We start from the raw sequence: 16,743 nt of genomic DNA on the forward strand, positions 1-16,743 counted from the left end.
TTTATCTACCACGCATAACTATTTGCGCGCTTTTCACAGATATACTTGCACGGTTTTTATCCTCTTCTGAAAAAGAAAAATGTCGCGCAGAGGGTAATCGTGGATTACGCTGTAATTAAAATAAACACGAACGAGGAACGCATGGCTTTAGGATTTAGAAAACTGCCGTCTCTGAGATCGCTTATGGCGTTTGAAGCCGCTGCGCGGAACATCAGCTTTACCGAAGCCGCAAAGGAACTCAACGTTACGCGCGTTGCCGTTTCAAGGCAGGTAAGCCAACTTGAGGCGTTTCTCGAATTGCAACTTTTCCAACGTCATCAAAGTCGAATTGAATTGACCCGCACCGGGCGACGCCTATCGCGCGTAATCTTCAACGGATTTCAAGCAATTGCCGATGAGATCGATGAGATCAAAAACTCAAGCGATGACCAGCTGATAACCATTGCGACGACTTCTGGTGTATCAACCTATTGGATTATGCCAAATATCGGACGGTATAGACAAATCGAACCGCACGTAGATTTTCGACTGCTGGTGTCACACGAAACCATTAATTTGGTAAAAACAGATGTGGATTTGGCAATACGCTATGGGTCAGGAAACTGGCCTGGCACAACAAGTGTTTTACTGCGTCGGCAACTCATTCAACCATTGTGCAGTCAGCGGTTCTTAAAAGATCACGGTCCCATCAATACATTTGATGATTTAACAAACGTCCCACTCTTGGACTTTGAAACAGCATACGATCCATCATCTTCATGGCCTAACTTCTTTAGAGACGTTGGAAAAGTCATGAAAGGTGGCCCACGAATGAGCTCATATGATTCCTACATTAACTTTGTTCAGGCCGTTTTAGATGGACAGGGAGTTGGGTTACTCGGGTCTCCGTTGATGCAGCAGTTTCTCGACAGCGGTGTATTGGTTCCAGCAGTGGAAATGGATCCCCTTCCCCAGCACGGGTATTACCTGTGTTGGCCAGAGGGCGTCACCCCATCACCAGCCGTATTGAAATTCGGTGACTGGTTAGAAGACGAGCTAAAGAAAGGCTCTTAAGAGAAATCAAGCCGACAGTACGCTATCAAATTTCTTAAGCAGGTCTACCTGTCCTATAGTGACTTGGCCGTTCTCCATATAGCGAACGGTATCGCTTCGAAAATGTTGAGACAGAGCTAAATCCTGACGCTATAGCCACTTCTGTAATACTTAAGCTCGTTTGGGCAAGCAGTCCGCGGGCTCTAGAAATGCGTAACTCAACGTAAAACTTCAAAGGGGAACGACCAACATATGTTCGAAATAACCTTTCAAGTTGACGTGTCGAAACCCCTACCTGTCGCGCTATGTCATGAATGGATATCGGATCTTCAATATTGTCTTCCATGAGCGACAGCACCGCCACAAGAGTTGGATGACGAGCGACGCAACGGTTGACCAACCCAATATCCAGATGCGCGTTTAAATCACGTATCGGTTTGTAGTTGATGAATTCGGCCAATTTCGATGATAATTTTTCACCCTGCTTGCGCGCAATAAAGTCTAAGAATATATCGATTGCGGACACTCCACCTGCAGTGCTACCCACCATTCCATCAAAGGTATAAAGGCGATTTTCCAATCTCACATTTGGGAAGTTTTCTGAAAATCCGTCCCGGTAAGACCAATGAATCGCGGCTGTCCGCCCCTCCAGCAACCCAGCTTTTGCCAAAACAAATGCCCCTGTACATAGCCCGATAATCGGAACACCATGCCGTGCATAACTCCGCAACTCAGATAACAGACTGGGCCTAATCTGGGCTTCCACCCCCAATCCGCTAACAACAACAACAGCATCCGGTGTATTATGATTGTCTGTGTTCGTCCCTGTTGGGTATTCAGGCCCGAGACTAGAAACCACAGTTTCAGAGTACGCTGCTCGCATAGACCATCGGTATACTGCTTCACCGGCCATTAGATTGAAACTTTGCAAGGTTTCTTGTGCGGTTGCCAAACTGAGGACCGGATAACGCGGAAGTAATATAAAATGAATATGCATGTTATCCTATCGGGCCACCGTTTTGCTTTTTGACGAGGCGTTTTCTTTTACCCAATAGGTTTCATCCCTACACATAGGTCAGATTGCCGATAGCATCCGAAATCAACACCAAGGCTCTTTTAATTTCCTGTTCTTCGGATGCAAAAGACAGGCGCAGATGCCCCTCCAAACCGAATTCAGAGCCCGGAACAGTCACAACTTTAACTGCCTCAAGCAGATAATCGGTCAAATCGGTGTCCGTTTTTACAACCTCCCCAGATGGGCGCTGAAGCCCAAAAAGTTTGGAAACGCGCACAAATGCATAAAATGCGCCATCTGGTGGCCGACATTCAATGCCGGGTACTTTTGCTAGTCCTTCGATCATAACATCCCGACGCAACCGGTAGCTTTTGTTGGCTTCCTGCACAAAGTTCTGCGGACCAGCCAGAGCAGCAACAGCCGCAGCTTGGCTAATTGACGACGGGCTAGAAGTGCTTTGACTTTGCACAATTTTCATACAATGAAGTAAGTCGGCGGGGCCGGCACAATACCCCAATCGCCAACCGGTCATTGCATATGCTTTCGAAACTGCGTTGACTGTCAAAATACGATCACGAAGATCCGGCCGAAGTGCAGCGGGTGTTGCAAATGGCGCATCTGTAAACCGCATATGTTCGTAAACATCGTCAGCCATAGCAGCCAAATTTGGGTAATCAGAGATAACATCAAGAAGTGCGTTTAGCTCCTCTGCGCTATAAACTGCCCCTGACGGGTTTGATGGCGAATTCAACAACACCCATCGAGATCGCGGTGTAATTGCCTGCCGAAGTTGCGCTGGAGTAATCTTAAATCCCGCCTCAAGCGTTGTCGGAAGCGGCATCGGCACACCGCCTGAAATTTGTACAATATCAAAATAACTCAGCCAACAAGGCGTCGGCAAAATGACTTCATCGCCCGGATCAAGTGTAGCCATAAACGCATTGTACAGAACCTGTTTGGCCCCGGCGCTCGCCATAACTTCATTATTTGCGAACACCAACCCATTCTCGCGGCGAAACTTTTCCCGAATTGCGGCCTTCAGTTCTGGTGTCCCGTCTATAGCGGTATAACGCGTTTCCCCTCGATCAATTGCATCCTTAGCGGCCTGACCGATGATTTCGGGCGTTTCAAAATCAGGTAACCCAGCTGACAAATCGATCACCGAAGCTCCTTGGTTTTTTAAATCGCGTGCAACTTGAGCCAATTCTAAAATCTTCGATACCCCCATGCCCTGAATGCGACGAGCGGATTTTACGGGAGTATTACATGACATATTCACGGTCGGCTTCCTTTTATGATGTGCTGATTAACGCGCTTAGAGGGCCGCTAGAGCAACGTCCAAAATGTTGCCCCTTGAGTAATCCAAAGTTACCTAAGTTGGCTAAAATTAGAGAAATCGCACTCAGTTTTTCAATCCACATCTCAGGAAATCAGCGTCACCCTTGCGACCAAGAGACAGGGTGAAACTTTAAATTGATGGGTATATTCAATGCAGTTTCGTCAATCATATGCATATCCAACTGTAAATACGGATATCTAAATACACTCACTACAAAATACCTGAGATTGTTCGCAGCGTAATTTAAAATTACGTTGGGGGTTAAATTAATCCAGATTGGCGGATGGTTGTTTCGTGCAACTATCTCCAAACAAGACAGGAGTGAAATCGTAATCAAATGACAACCACACCTCCAGTACATTGCAAGAATTTATGGAAGATCTTTGGCGCCCGCTCTGCCGAAGCACTTGCTGCGGCGCAGGCAGGCAAGGTCGACAAAGAAGAAGCGCTCAAGCAGTTTGGCTGCGTTATCGGGGTCGCCGATGCCAGCTTTACCGTCAACGAAGGCGAAGTTTTTTGTATCATGGGCCTGTCTGGATCGGGGAAATCCACCGTTATTCGGCACGTGAACCGACTGATAGAGCCAACCGCCGGGCAGGTCCATGTCGAAGGGCGCGATGTGATGGCATTGAATGCAACAGAACTTCGCAACGTGAGAGCGCGAAAAATCGGAATGGTTTTTCAACACATGGCGCTTTGGCCTCATAAAACAATCGCTGAAAATGTGGCCTTTGGGCTCGAAGTGCAAAACAGCCCACGCAACAAACGTCGATCTGCCGCCGAGGAAGCCTTGCAAAAAGTTGGCCTTGGAGGATGGGGGGAGCGGTATCCAGACCAATTGTCAGGGGGAATGCAGCAACGCGTTGGGCTTGCCCGTGCGATGGCAGCCGACCCTGACATTTTGCTCATGGATGAACCCTTTAGCGCGTTGGACCCACTTATCCGCAAAGACCTGCAAGATGAATTCCTAAAGCTATCACGCGAGATGAAGAAGACCACGCTCTTCATCACCCATGATTTGGATGAAGCCATGAGAATGGGCAACCGTATCGCGATCATGAAAGACGGACGCATCGTGCAGACCGGCACCCCCGAAAGCATCGTATTGCGACCGGAAACCGACTATGTCGCGCGCTTTGTTCAGTCAATTTCCACGCTGAAATACATCTCAGCTGCCGAAATCATGACGAACAAACCAGTCATGCCAAACGCCCCCGTATTTGGACCTTCCACCCCCCTTCCCGCATTGCTCGATGCATTCAAGCAAGGTGCTGATCATCTGGCAATAAAAGATGGGGAAACCGTCTTGGGCAGGATTGGACAGGCCGACGTTCTCGCGACAGTACAATCTGATCTAGCGAGGGTTTAGGTTTATGGACCCGATCTTAAATCCCTTTGATTATGTCACAGTGCCTTTTGGCGATTGGTCTGAAATTGCATTGAATGCAGTGGTTGATCGCTGGCGCAGCCCGCTACTTGCCGCGAAAGCCCCTGTGCAAAGTTTTTTGAACCTCATCCAAGGTAGCCTCGTGGCGGTCCCTCCTCTTTTGGGATTGCTATTTGTTGCAATTTTAGGTTGGGTTTTGTCAGGTTGGAAACTGGCGCTCATTGGTCTATCCTGCCTTGGCTTCATCGGGCTCATCGGGGCTTGGGAAGAAGCAATGATCACCCTGTCGGTGGTGCTAACCGCCGTTGTGATATGCGTATTGATCGGCCTACCTATCGGAATTTTTGCGGCACGTAGTGACCGTTTCTTAAGTATACTCCGCCCCGTACTTGACCTTATGCAGACCATCCCATCGTTTGTATATTTGGTGCCAGTTGTCATGTTATTCGGGATTGGTGACGCCCCCGGCGTTATCGTTACATGCCTGTTTGCGATCACGCCACTCATCCGCTTAACCAATCTCGGCATACGCGAAGTGCGTGAAGATTTAGTCGAAGCAGCCAAAGCCTTTGGTGCGAGTGAATTGAAAATTCTGTTTGGAACCCAAATTCCCCTGGCACGCCCGACGATTTTGGCCGGGCTCAATCAAACCGTTTTATTGTCTCTTTCCATGGCTGTTGTCGCGTCGATGATTTCGGTCGCTGGATTGGGGCGAATGGTGCTTGAGGGAATTGGGCGTTTAGATTTTGGATCAGCCACAGTCGGCGGCCTTGGAATCGTGATGACCGCCATTTTCGTTGACCGTTATACTCAGGCACTTGGCTCTTCGCGCTCAGGTCGCCAGCGCAAAGGAGGAGGCACATAAGATGGATATTTCAACTCTTCTTGACCCATTTTCCATCCTGCATCTACCGCTTGCAGATATGGCAAACGACTTCATTCGTTGGCTAACCTCAAATTTCAGAGACGTCTTTCGCGCAATGAAAGTCCCTGTTAAAATATTGCTTGATTTGATCGAAGACGGCCTACGCGGTGCTCCGCAAACACTGATCGTTTTATTGATCGGCCTTTTGGGCTGGCAGGTCGTTAACCGCGCCACTGGATTACTAGCGTTTTTCGCGATGACCACAATCGGACTGATTGGGGCATGGGACGCGGCTATGACCAGCCTGTCAGTCCTGACAAGTGCTGTGTTGCTTGCGACAATGGCGGGCTTACCCGTAGGGATCTTGTGTTCGCGTAGCAATCTAATGTGGGCCATCGTTCGACCTATTCTAGACTTCATGCAAACGGTGCCGTCTTTCACCTATCTGGTGCCCGTGATTTTGCTGTTTGGTATTGGCAATGTCCCCGGCGTAATTGTGACGGCTTTCTTTGCCACCCCTCCGCTCATTCGATTGACCAATCTCGCGCTTCGCAGTGTCAGGGAGGATCTCGTGGAGGCAGGCAATGCTTTTGGTGCATCGCCCTGGAAGTTACTTTGGGCAATAGAAATGCCACTTGCCCGCCCGACCATCATGGCTGGCTTGAACCAAACCGTTATGCTTTCCCTCGCAATGAGCGTGATCGCATCGATGATTTCAGTTGCTGGATTGGGACGGTTGGTTTTGGTCGGGATAAGCCAACTCGACATGGCACGCGCAGCAACTGGCGGCGTTGGCATCGTGCTTCTTGCTATGGTTTTCGATCGTATCACCCAAGGTTTTGGCCTGACACGCCGCGACCGCAACGGCCATAGCCTGTGGGAACAAGGACCAGTCGGCCACCTACGTGCCCTTTTTAGCACCAGCCAGAAAACACAAGACATACCAACCGAGGAGGAGACCCTATGAAACAGAAACTTCTTTTAGCATCCGCAGCTATTTCACCGCTCATTTTTGCGCCGGTGTTCGCAGATGAAGTCCAGCCAATCGGCACCGGACGACCAGATCACCAGCTGATCTACGAAGTCATCCAAGAAGGTTTAAGTGCGCTTGGCGATCAAAGCGAAGAAATGCTGACAGGTGCATATCCTGCAATTCACCTAAGTCTTAGTCAGGGTGATGCGGACTATACAGCAGTTCATTGGGTGCCACTCCATAACGATTACTATAACAATTCTGGCGGCGAAGACGTTTTTGTTCGCGCAGGGCCAACCTATACTGACGCGATGCAAGGCTATTTTATCGACAAGGCTACAGCGGATGCCCATGGCATTACAGATCTGGCTCAGATGCAAGATCCTGAAATCGCGGCCATCTTCGACACTGATGGGGATGGGCTTGCAAATTTGACGGGATGTAATCCTGGTTGGGGATGCGAAGCCGTGATCGAACATCATCTTGATGCGTATGAATTGCGGGATCATATCAACAACGACAAAGGTGAGTACTTTGCGTTGATGGCGAACACCATCGAACGTTTCGAGGCTGACCAACCAATCTTCTACACCGCTTGGGCCCCCAATTGGATCAATTCAGTTTTGGTTCCGGGCGAAGATGTCGTGTTCCTAAATGCACCTTTCTCGTCGCTGCCTGGCAACGAAAATGCCGACACCGAATGGGAAGATGGCCGCAACCCTGGCTTTGGTGCAAACGATAACTACATTCTCATCAACCGTGACTTTGCAGAAGCGAACCCGGCTGCTGCTACGTTTTTGGATGGCTTGCGTTTACCGATTTCAGATCTCAACGCAATGATGGCCCGGATCAACGCGGGTGAAGATTCCGCCTCAGATATCCGCGCAATCGCGCACGACTGGATTGTTACAAACCAAGATTCTTTTGATTCACTCATCGTGAATGCGCAGGCTGCCGCTAACTAATCAGCCCACAGAATTTACTAGACAATGGGCGCCGTATTGCAACGCGGTGCCCATTCACCTTCACGCACATTATGAGGATCATATGGCGATCTATTTTCATTGGGAACAATCGACGGCAGACATATGGCAAGACGCCTTTGGAACCGCATTATCCCATGTTGACCTCCGAACAGAACAAGCCCTTGGTGACCCCAAGGATGTACAGTTTGCGGTGGTCTGGGCTCCGCCTAAAGGGCGGTTGAAGCAATTCCCAAATCTTAAGTACATATTTTCTATTGGTGCGGGAGTTACCCACATAACTGACGATCCTGACACTCCTTTGCATGTCCCTATCGTGCGACTGCAGGATGATATGCTGGTTCAGGACATGTCTTGCCATATCCTACATTGGGTTCTTCACTTTCATCGCTTTTATGATCTCTACAAACGTCAACAGGCGGAAAAAGTTTGGAAGCGCCACCTCTACCGGGACAATCAAGAACGTAACGTTGTCATATTAGGTTTAGGCCAAACGGGTTTGGATGCCTGTCAACGCCTGAGTGACCTTGGTTTCAAAGTGACTGGTTGGAGCAAAAGCCAAAAAAGCCTTACAGGTGTTGATTGCCTACATGGCGAAGGAAGCCTTCGACACGCCCTATCTCGTGCAAGTATATTGGTGAATTTGTTACCTCTGACTCCAGAAACCACTGACCTTATTAATAAAGAAACAATCGAAATGATGCCTGACGGCGCCTTTGTGATTAACTGCAGTCGTGGAGCAACAATTGTTGACGACGATTTACGTCAGGCGCTCAATACTGGTAAAATCGAAGCCGCAGCTTTGGATGTTTTCCGTGACGAGCCTCTCCCCCAAAATGAATGGTATTGGACACACCCGAAGGTAAATGTAACCCCACATGCAGCTGCCCCTTCCAACGAACGATCAGCTGCCCAATTTATTGCGAGTCATATTCACCGCGCGTTAAATGGTGAAAAACCTTGGCCTATCGTTGATTTACAACGAGGCTACTAGAAAATTACACCAAACTTCTTTGGGTTCTTTGGAATTGTCTGATCGTAGTTCGACTTAGGCAATTTCCTACTTTGAGCAACTCAAAGGCGAGGTTCGGCAGTGTTCTGGGACACTGCGATGCGGCGTAATCGAAGCAGACGTTGCTTCATTAAAGAGCTCTGACAAGGGGTCGCTATGCCCGATCTCCCTTAGCGAACAGGGAGCGCTGGTATTTCTTCTTGTAAGTCCAAGCAATAAAACGACTTGTTTTTTGCCCCTGAGCCATTTCGACGACTTTATAATCAGCAATCTTTGCTCTTTTTAGAATTCGGGAAAGGGGCTCGAGATTTTCTTTTTTCGACACCAGCGAGGTAAACCACAGGCATTGGTCGGCAAACTCGACGCTCTGTTCAACCATACGGGCAACAAATTTAATTTCGCCGCCGGGGCACCAAAGCTCAGCATTTCGACCACCAAAGTTGAGCTTTTTTGAATGACCTTTGCCAAGGTTCGCCCACTTACGTTGGGTGCCCTTATTCGCTTGTTCCATGGACGAATGAAAAGGCGGGTTGCACATAGTTAGGTGAAACGCATCGTTGGGCTGGATCACGCCACGAAAGATATTCTCAGGTTTTTTCTGGTGCCGAAGGGTAATTTCCAACTTGTTGAATTCACATATTTTCTTCGCCGATGCGATCGCGCCCGCGTCGATATCGACGCCAGTAAAGTGCCAACCGTACTCGCTCTGACCCGTAAGCGGGTAGACCAAACTTGCACCAGTGCCGATATCCAGCGCCTTGATATTGCGGCCACGCGGGATTTCTTGGTTGTTGCTGTCTGCAAGCAAGTCTGCAAGATAGTGGATGTAGTCGACCCGGCCGGGAATTGGTGGGCATAAGTACCCGACGGGAATATCCCAAAAATCAATATCGTAATGCGCCTTCAGCAAAGCCTGATTAAGCATACGGACGGCGCTCACGTCTTGAAAATCAATCGTCGCTTGACCTGCTGGGTTAGCGATCGTGAAGGCCCCAAGCTCGGGTGTCTGCGCGACTAAAAATTCGAAATCATAACCTCGTGAGTGTTGATTGCGAGGGTGTAGCTTGGTTCTGGTGGCCATGGGGGCGCCTTCATCAAAGTTTTGTAGACGTCGCTCGACAGACGGCTTTCTGCTTTTACGCCCTGGTGCACAAATAGTAAAACAGGGAGCGAGGTGAACCCACCGTTATATGATGGTTGGACCGTTCATTTGGAGTGCGTTGCTGTCATCATGTTTTTGAGCCTGATTTTCTAACCTGCAGCATTATACCAATCCAATTTGTACGTCCATCACGGCCCTTAACTGCCGTTCGTCAATCGCCTCAAAGCTGCAACGAGGCCATCCTGCCGGACTTTCACTGCAGTTGACTTATTCAGTGCAGGACGAGCGGCTCGCCTAGAGGCACCTAACAGATACAACCTCTTGGCAGATTGAAGAATTTTCGCTTAGTGTCTGTGCAATTCATTTGCCCTGAAAGGTAGTGCCTCGTACAGTTCCGCCATGTTGAAATTTCTTTTAAGAGCGCTGTTTAAGCCGACCAACCGGCCTAAGGCTAAACCAAACAGGAAACCAGTTAGAGAAACATCTGCCTATAAAGCAGGTCGCAGCATCACCGCTTCTTCCCCGCTACCAAAGACGCCGCCTTCTGGTGCGCCACTAGATGGCGAGGTGTTCGATGCAGCGACCGCTCACTCAGTCACGCTGCCGCGCGTGTTGGAAGGGCCTGCTTACGTTACAGATGGTGACACGATTACGATCCAAAAGACCCAAGTGCGAATATATGGGATAGACGCACCGGAACTTCATCACCCTTACGGCCAGAAGGCCAAGTGGGCTATGGTACATCTATGTAAGGGCCATAGGATACGCGCCGAAATCACTGATGAAGACGAATATGGCCGCACAGTTGCAAAGTGCTTCTTGCCCGATGGCCGTGACCTATCCGAGGAGATGGTTAAGCAAGGTCTTGCTATCGATTGGCCCAAATTCTCTGGAGGGAAATACAGCAATCTTGAGGTCACAGGAATCCGCAAGAAGCTTTGGCTTGCCGACGCGCGCCAAAAAGGCCGCATGTATGTTTGGGAAAAATTTGACGCGCGAAAGAATGGTGAAAGCAAGGGAAAATGAAGACCTCGGCTCTAACCGGGCATTCCCATGATGCGGTGCTGCCCGCCGTTCTAGGCATTCGCTGCGTCAGCGACTTTCCACTACCGATACCGACCCAAAAACCAACTAGCAGTGACAGAGCATTTTCCACCCTCAATCGTCCTTCCCGATCAACAACGCTTCAACGGGGCCGTTATCCTTAATCTGTACTCCCGCCGCGTCATCACCACTCTCATAGTTTGTAAACAAACCATTGCCGTGCATGGTGGAAACGTTCTTCAGCCCCCCTTTCGGGACATTGCTTCGCAATACCCTGTCGGACAGTGATCAAGGCAGAGCTGGTCTGGCGTAAAAAGTAGGGTACACGTCACCAAGCAAAGGGGCGATATTCCAATATATCAACGGGTTCTATAATTCACGACGACGGCATTCGTCGTTAGAGTGCAAAAGTCCCTTGGCCTTTGAACCAAAGGTTACCTAAATAAGTTGAGAGGTCGGAACCTATGCGGGACAAGTTCAGTGACCAATAGAGAGGCATCTCATTCCCTCAGAAAGCGCGTGCTCGGGATATTGAGACCAGACTCTCCATTTGTTTTAACTGTGTACGGCTTTGGTCTTTAATCCAGTTGGAAATTTGATCCACGCTTGAGTCGATTATCGGGGGCTCTGGACTGGTTAATGTGTAAGAAAAGCCGGTTTGCCAGCTGACGGGCAGCGCGGGCCGTAGCAGGCCATTGGATACTAAATACCCGATAGCGCTTGCAAATCCCAGAGCAACGCCTTTTCCGTTCAATGCTTGCTGTAAGACAATGGAATAATCGGGCACACGCAATTCCGGAAGGCCTTCTGGAATTGCCTGACCTGTCTGCTCCAGAAAGTGGTTCCAGGAAATGCGGGGTTGATCTAACTTCACTAAGGCGTGCTGAGATCCTGTTTTTGGAGCATCCAGTGTGCCGTGGCGATCAATGTATTCCGGGGATGCCACGGCAAGAATCCATTCCGGTGCAAAGGGGATGGAGAACTCATTCGGGTTAACTTCCAATTCGTGACGTAGCCCCAGGTCAGCCGGAGCAACAGGCCCCCGCATTTCCCCAATATCCAGTGAAAACCCCAACGACATATCGGGAAAGGCGCCCTTTAACTCTTCAAGCTGCGGCATCAACCAATGGGTCACAAATGCTGTGGACAATGAAAGTTGAACCATTGGCCCGACGTGTTTGGCCCGTGAAATTTGTTTTAGAGCGTTCTCCAGAGCTGGAAATGACAAACGAATGGCACTGTTTAAAAGCTCGCCTTCCCGAGTCAATGAAAGACCTGTTTTGCTGCGCACGAACAGGTGACATCCAATATAGGATTCAAGCGCCGCGATGCTCTTGCTGATCGCAGGTTGCGTCACATTAAGTGCCCGTCCCGCATCTGTGAAATTCAAGGTGCGTGCAGCAGCCTCAAAAGCGAATAAAGATTGGGTGGAGGGTATCATTTGGCGTAAGGTCATGAATTCAAGTTATCATATACATGAAACTAAACCATATTTAAATGAGATCGAATAGCGTGCTTTATTCCTGAAATTCACAGAACTTAGAATTCAGGAACCTACCGCATGTCCGAACGCCGCCGCCGTCGCACAAAATCAAGCCATACTGATACAGTCGCGGATCAACCTTCGTATTTGACCCGTACTGCGCCCACGTATGACATTTTGAACGAAGAACAGATCACTGCAATCGAAGCGGCCGCCGAGGATATTTTGCACAATATCGGCGTACAGGTCAGCCATGAACCAAGCCTACAATTGCTCCGGGCTGCTGGCTGCAATGTGGAAGGTGAACGCGTGACGTTTGAGCGTGGGTTTTGCCGCAAGCTTATTACGGAAAATGCACCAAGCGAATTTACCCAACATGCCCGAAACCCGGCGAAATCAGTACGCATTGGTGGTAATTCTCTGGTGATGGTGCCAGTTTACGGCCCCCCTTTTGTGGCCGCAACCGACATTGAACGGCGCTATGGAACTCTGGAAGACTTCAACACGTTTGTAAAACTGGCCCATATGGCCCCAGAAATGCACCACACGGGCGGTCCGATTTGCGAACCAACAGACGTTCCCGTGTCCAAGCGGCATCTGGATATGAACTATGGTCATCTCGCCCTGTCCGATAAGTGTTTTATGGGCGCGGTTACAGAAAAAAGCCGTGCTGAGGACACCATGCGGATGTGCGAAATCGCTTTTGGCAAAGATTTTGTGGATCAAAATTGTGTGGTTTCAGCCTTAATCAACCTGAACTCGCCTTTGGTGTTGGACGAAACTATGTTGGATGCGGCCCATGTTTATGCGGCGGCGGGACAGGCCTGTGTAATAGCGCCGTTCATGATTGCGGGGGCGTCCAGCCCGACAACAGTCGCCGGATCAGCCGCCCAAGCTTTGGCCGAAACGCTGGTCGGCATGGCCCTAACCCAATTGATCCGCCCAGGCGCACCGGTGATCTACGGCTTCATGATGCTTGGCATGTCGATGAAATCTGGCAGCCCGATCCGTTATGATGAAACCTGGAAAAGCTTGTTGATCGCCGGGCAGCTTGCCCGTCGTTTGGGGGTGCCATTCCGATGTGGGGGCAGCTCATCCAACTCTAAAATCCCTGATGCGCAGGCCGGTTGGGAAGGCGCGCTTTATATGATGTTTTCAATGCTGGCAGGGGTGAATTTCTTTATCCACGCGACAGGAACATTAGAGGCAGGATTGGTCGCCAACTTCGATAAATTCTTGATTGATTGCGATATGTTGGGTGCCGCCGCACGCATGATGACAGAGGTAGATACCAGCCCCAATGCCTTGGCCCTGGATGCGATCGCCGAGATTGGCCCAGCAGGCAACTTCCTAACCGCTGCGCACACTATGGAGCGTTACAAAACTGCCTTTTACGTTCCAAGCAACGCCAATGGCGACAGCTTTGAACAATGGAACGCTGAGGGCAGCATGGATGCCGCAGAGCGTGCGATGCATCGCCGCAAACAAATGCTGTCGGAATATCAACGCCCGCCGATGGATCCCGAAGTTGACGCCGCTCTGATCGAATTTATCAGCCGCCGCAAGGCCGCTTTGCCGGATACATTCGCATGAACATGTCACCCAGCTTGACCGCCAGCAAGGATCCCTTGCTGCAACCCCTGACCATTCGCAGCATGACACTCAAAAACCGGATCATGAGCACATCTCATGCTTCGGCCATGGATGATGCGAACATGCCCGCTGAACGATATCAGCGATATCATGAAGAAAAGGCCAAAGGTGGATTGGCCCTGACGATGTTTGGCGGCAGTTCCAACATCGCACCGGATAGCCCATCGGTTTTTAACCAACTTGATGTCGGCACTGATCGGATTATCCCGTTTTTTCAAGAATTCTCCGAACGCATCCATCAACATGGCACTGCGCTTATGTGCCAGATCACCCATTTGGGCAGACGCGGGGACGCGCAGGAAGACGCATGGTTGCCAGCCATTGCCCCATCCGCTGTGCGTGAGGATTTGCACCGCAATTTCCCACGTGAAATGAACCACACTGATATTGATCGCGTGGTCAAAGCCTTTGGCGCAGCAGCAAAGCGTTGCAAGGAAGGTGGGCTAGATGGCATCGAAACCTTGGCCGCCTCCCACCTGATCGGCCAGTTTTTTTCGCCCATGACCAATCAGCGCATCGACAGTTTTGGTGGCAGCGTTGAAAACCGGGCCCGGTTTGCGCTGATGGCCCATGAGGAAATCCGACGTCAGGTCGGCGATGACTTCGTTGTCGGCATGCGCCTTACCTTGGATGAAGGCGAAGGCGGATTGCGGTTTGACGAGGCCTGCCAGATTGCTGAAATCCTACGTCGCGAAGGGGCGGTGGATTTCTTCAACTGCAATGTTGGCCGGATGGATACAGAGGTCAAACTGGTCGAGGAAAACATGCCCGGCATGAACCGACCACTGGCCCCATATTTGGATCAGGTAGCTGAATTTAAACGCGTCGCGGGGGTCCCCATTTTCCATGCGGCTCGGATCACCGATGTCGCCAACGCACGTTATGCTGTGCGCGACGAGGTTGTTGATATGATCGCCATGACACGCGCCCATATCGCGGATCCGCAGATTGTGAACAAGATCATACGCGGTGACGAGGAACGCATCCGGCCCTGCATTGGCGCATCGCATTGCCTTTATAAAAAACCTCACTGCATTCACAACCCCGCTTCGGGCCGTGAGATCCACCTTCCCATGGAAGTGACGCCAAGTGACACCCCGGGCAAGAAAGTCGTGATTGTTGGCGGCGGTCCGGCGGGAATGGAGGCTGCACGCGTTGCGGCCGCACGTGGGCACACAGTCGTTCTATTTGAAGCTGCCCCGCAACTGGGCGGGCAAATCCGTTTGGCATCAAAGGCAAGTTGGCGTCAGGATTTGATTTCCATTGTGGACTGGCGCGACGCAGAGCTTCAGCACCTGGGCGTAGATGTTCGCTGCAATGTCTATGCCGATAAAAATGACGTTTTGGCTGAAAACCCGGACCATGTGTTTGTTGCCACCGGCGGCATGCCTGCGGAAACAGAAATCCCTGGTGCAGAGCTTGCCATCAGCAGTTGGGATATCCTGTCGGGTGATGCGAAACCCGCGGGTGCCATCTTGATATGCGATCACACCGGCCGGCACGAGGCCGTATCGACCGCCGATCACTTGTCTGAACAAGGGCATGATGTGACGGTTGCAACCATCGACGCGCATGTTGCAACTGAAATGGGTTATCCCGATCAGATCGTGTTTCACAAACGGCTGGCAGCACAGGGAGCCCGCGTTCTGCCCTATGTACGCTTGGGCAAAATTACCCGCGACGGGAACCGTTTGCGCGCCACATTGCGCCATGAATTGACAGGCGATTTACAAGAACACTTAGCCGATCAGATTTTGATCGAAGCGGCGACCGACCCATTAACTGAGGTTTGGGACGCGCTTGCAGATCAAGCCGACAATGCGGGTATGACGGATGTCGATGCCTTAGCGACATGGCGTGCACAGCCATCACCAAAAAACCCAGGATTTTCACTTCACCGGATCGGCGATGCACTGACATCGCGATCAATCCATGCAGCCCTGCTTGAGGCATACCGCCTCACAGTCTGGCTGTGACAGGTCATCTTCAGGAGGAACCAAAATGACCCTTACTCGACGCCTTTTCACCACTGCTGCTGCCACTGCGTTGGCCGTTTCCGCAACAGCATCACTTGCTGGCGACGCCATGGACCGGATTACTGCTGATGGGGTACTTATAATTGCGACCTCTGCGGATTGGGCCCCGCAAAGCTTCTTGAACGACGACAACGAAATGGATGGTTTTGATGTTGATGTCGCTAAGGAAATCGCCAATCGTTTGGGCGTAGAAGCGGAGTTTGTCACCCCTGCTTGGGAAATTATCACTGCGGGGAATTGGTCTGGCCGCTGGGACGTTTCTGTTGGTTCGATGACTCCCACCACCGCACGGGCTGAAGTTCTTAGCTTCCCCGCTGTTTACTACTACACACCAGCCGTTATCGCGATACACGAAGATAGTTCTGCAACGTCAGCATCCGACTTGAACGGCATGAAGTTCGGTGTGGGTAGTTCGTCAACTTATGAAGCCTACGCTCAACATGATCTGACGATCGATGCCGAAGGTGTTCCATCCTTCAGCTATGAAGTGATGCCAGGCGAGATCCGTTCCTATGGTGGATCATCCGCTGTGTTTGACGATCTGCGTTTGGGGGATGGCGTGCGCCTAGATGCAACCATTGATGCGCTTCCCGCAATCTTAACAGCAGCGGAAAATGGCTATCCGTTCAAGATCTTAGGCGATCCTGTGTTTTTTGAACCACTGGCTGTGGCAATTGACAGGGGTGACGCCGAGCTAGCCGCCGCGATTACCGCTGCCGTGGCCGCGATGCGCGAAGACGGCACACTGAGCGCGCTCTCAGTAAAATGGTACGGCACAGATTTCACATCTACAAACTAAACCCGGCTCAAATTAACTAA

Annotated in this window: 14 protein-coding genes and 1 pseudogene; 11 read left to right on the forward strand and 4 right to left on the reverse strand. The window is 50.6% G+C overall.

Annotated features, from left to right (window positions below; genetic code table 11):
* Window positions 1-141: 141 nt before the first annotated feature.
* Window positions 142-1,053, forward strand: a complete 912-nt coding sequence (locus G9C99_RS05140) for a LysR substrate-binding domain-containing protein (RefSeq protein WP_166416393.1) — start codon at window positions 142-144, stop codon at window positions 1,051-1,053.
* A gap of 34 nt (window positions 1,054-1,087) precedes the next feature.
* Here G9C99_RS05140 and G9C99_RS05145 read toward each other — a convergent pair whose 3' ends face one another.
* Together G9C99_RS05145 and G9C99_RS05150 are read right to left on the reverse strand one after the other, a co-directional pair.
* Window positions 1,088-2,029 carry a GlxA family transcriptional regulator gene (locus G9C99_RS05145; protein WP_166416394.1) on the reverse strand — a complete coding sequence of 314 codons (942 nt, stop codon included), beginning with the start codon at window positions 2,027-2,029 and terminating at the stop codon, window positions 1,088-1,090.
* Window positions 2,030-2,096: 67 nt separating this feature from the next.
* On the reverse strand, window positions 2,097-3,209 hold the full coding sequence (locus tag G9C99_RS05150; RefSeq protein WP_331459973.1) for a pyridoxal phosphate-dependent aminotransferase: 1,113 nt from the start codon (window positions 3,207-3,209) through the stop codon (window positions 2,097-2,099).
* Window positions 3,210-3,723: 514 nt separating this feature from the next.
* Between G9C99_RS05150 and G9C99_RS05155 the strand changes: the two genes are divergently transcribed.
* From G9C99_RS05155 to G9C99_RS05175, 5 genes are all read left to right on the forward strand, one after another.
* On the forward strand, window positions 3,724-4,755 hold the full coding sequence (locus tag G9C99_RS05155) for a quaternary amine ABC transporter ATP-binding protein (RefSeq protein ID WP_166416395.1): 1,032 nt from the start codon (window positions 3,724-3,726) through the stop codon (window positions 4,753-4,755).
* Between the two features lie 4 nt (window positions 4,756-4,759).
* Window positions 4,760-5,638 carry an ABC transporter permease gene (locus G9C99_RS05160; RefSeq protein WP_166416396.1) on the forward strand — a complete coding sequence of 293 codons (879 nt, stop codon included), beginning with the start codon at window positions 4,760-4,762 and terminating at the stop codon, window positions 5,636-5,638.
* 1 nt (window position 5,639) lies between these two features.
* A complete protein-coding gene (locus G9C99_RS05165; protein WP_166416397.1) occupies window positions 5,640-6,605 on the forward strand; it encodes an ABC transporter permease in 966 nt (321 codons plus the stop codon).
* Window positions 6,602-7,576 (forward strand): glycine betaine/L-proline ABC transporter substrate-binding protein ProX, encoded by a 975-nt coding sequence (proX, locus tag G9C99_RS05170; RefSeq protein WP_166416398.1) that lies wholly within the window; start codon window positions 6,602-6,604, stop codon window positions 7,574-7,576. The genes G9C99_RS05165 and proX overlap by 4 nt, the downstream gene beginning before the upstream one ends.
* Window positions 7,577-7,658: 82 nt before the next feature.
* Entirely contained in the window at window positions 7,659-8,588 is a 930-nt protein-coding gene (locus tag G9C99_RS05175) for a 2-hydroxyacid dehydrogenase (RefSeq protein WP_166416399.1), read from the forward strand.
* A 172-nt stretch (window positions 8,589-8,760) separates the two neighbouring features.
* Here the strand turns inward: G9C99_RS05175 and rlmF are convergent, their stop codons facing one another.
* On the reverse strand, window positions 8,761-9,687 hold the full coding sequence (rlmF, locus tag G9C99_RS05180; RefSeq protein WP_166416400.1) for a 23S rRNA (adenine(1618)-N(6))-methyltransferase RlmF: 927 nt from the start codon (window positions 9,685-9,687) through the stop codon (window positions 8,761-8,763).
* A gap of 420 nt (window positions 9,688-10,107) precedes the next feature.
* Here rlmF and G9C99_RS05185 point away from each other — a divergent pair, with 420 nt between their 5' ends.
* Window positions 10,108-10,734: a thermonuclease family protein gene (locus tag G9C99_RS05185; RefSeq protein ID WP_231703990.1), complete on the forward strand. Its 627-nt coding sequence runs from the start codon at window positions 10,108-10,110 to the stop codon at window positions 10,732-10,734.
* A 305-nt stretch (window positions 10,735-11,039) separates the two neighbouring features.
* Window positions 11,040-11,194: pseudogene (locus tag G9C99_RS18320) on the forward strand (IS3 family transposase); the annotation flags it as partial.
* A 66-nt stretch (window positions 11,195-11,260) separates the two neighbouring features.
* Here the strand turns inward: G9C99_RS18320 and G9C99_RS05190 are convergent.
* Window positions 11,261-12,208: a LysR family transcriptional regulator gene (locus G9C99_RS05190; protein WP_166416401.1), complete on the reverse strand. Its 948-nt coding sequence runs from the start codon at window positions 12,206-12,208 to the stop codon at window positions 11,261-11,263.
* A 105-nt stretch (window positions 12,209-12,313) separates the two neighbouring features.
* On the opposite strand from G9C99_RS05190, the gene G9C99_RS05195 reads away from it, so the two are divergent.
* From G9C99_RS05195 to G9C99_RS05205, 3 genes are read left to right on the forward strand one after another with little or no spacing between them, the layout of a single operon-like run.
* Window positions 12,314-13,828 (forward strand): trimethylamine methyltransferase family protein, encoded by a 1,515-nt coding sequence (locus G9C99_RS05195; RefSeq protein WP_166416402.1) that lies wholly within the window; start codon window positions 12,314-12,316, stop codon window positions 13,826-13,828.
* Window positions 13,825-15,864, forward strand: a complete 2,040-nt coding sequence (locus tag G9C99_RS05200) for an NADH:flavin oxidoreductase (protein WP_166416403.1) — start codon at window positions 13,825-13,827, stop codon at window positions 15,862-15,864. The genes G9C99_RS05195 and G9C99_RS05200 overlap by 4 nt, the downstream gene beginning before the upstream one ends.
* A 25-nt stretch (window positions 15,865-15,889) precedes the next feature.
* A complete protein-coding gene (locus G9C99_RS05205; RefSeq protein ID WP_166416404.1) occupies window positions 15,890-16,723 on the forward strand; it encodes a transporter substrate-binding domain-containing protein in 834 nt (277 codons plus the stop codon).
* The last annotated feature ends 20 nt before the right edge of the window (window positions 16,724-16,743 follow it).

The sequence above is a fragment of the Cochlodiniinecator piscidefendens genome, from assembly GCF_011326755.1.
Classification (GTDB): Bacteria; Pseudomonadota; Alphaproteobacteria; order Rhodobacterales; family Rhodobacteraceae; genus Cochlodiniinecator; species Cochlodiniinecator piscidefendens.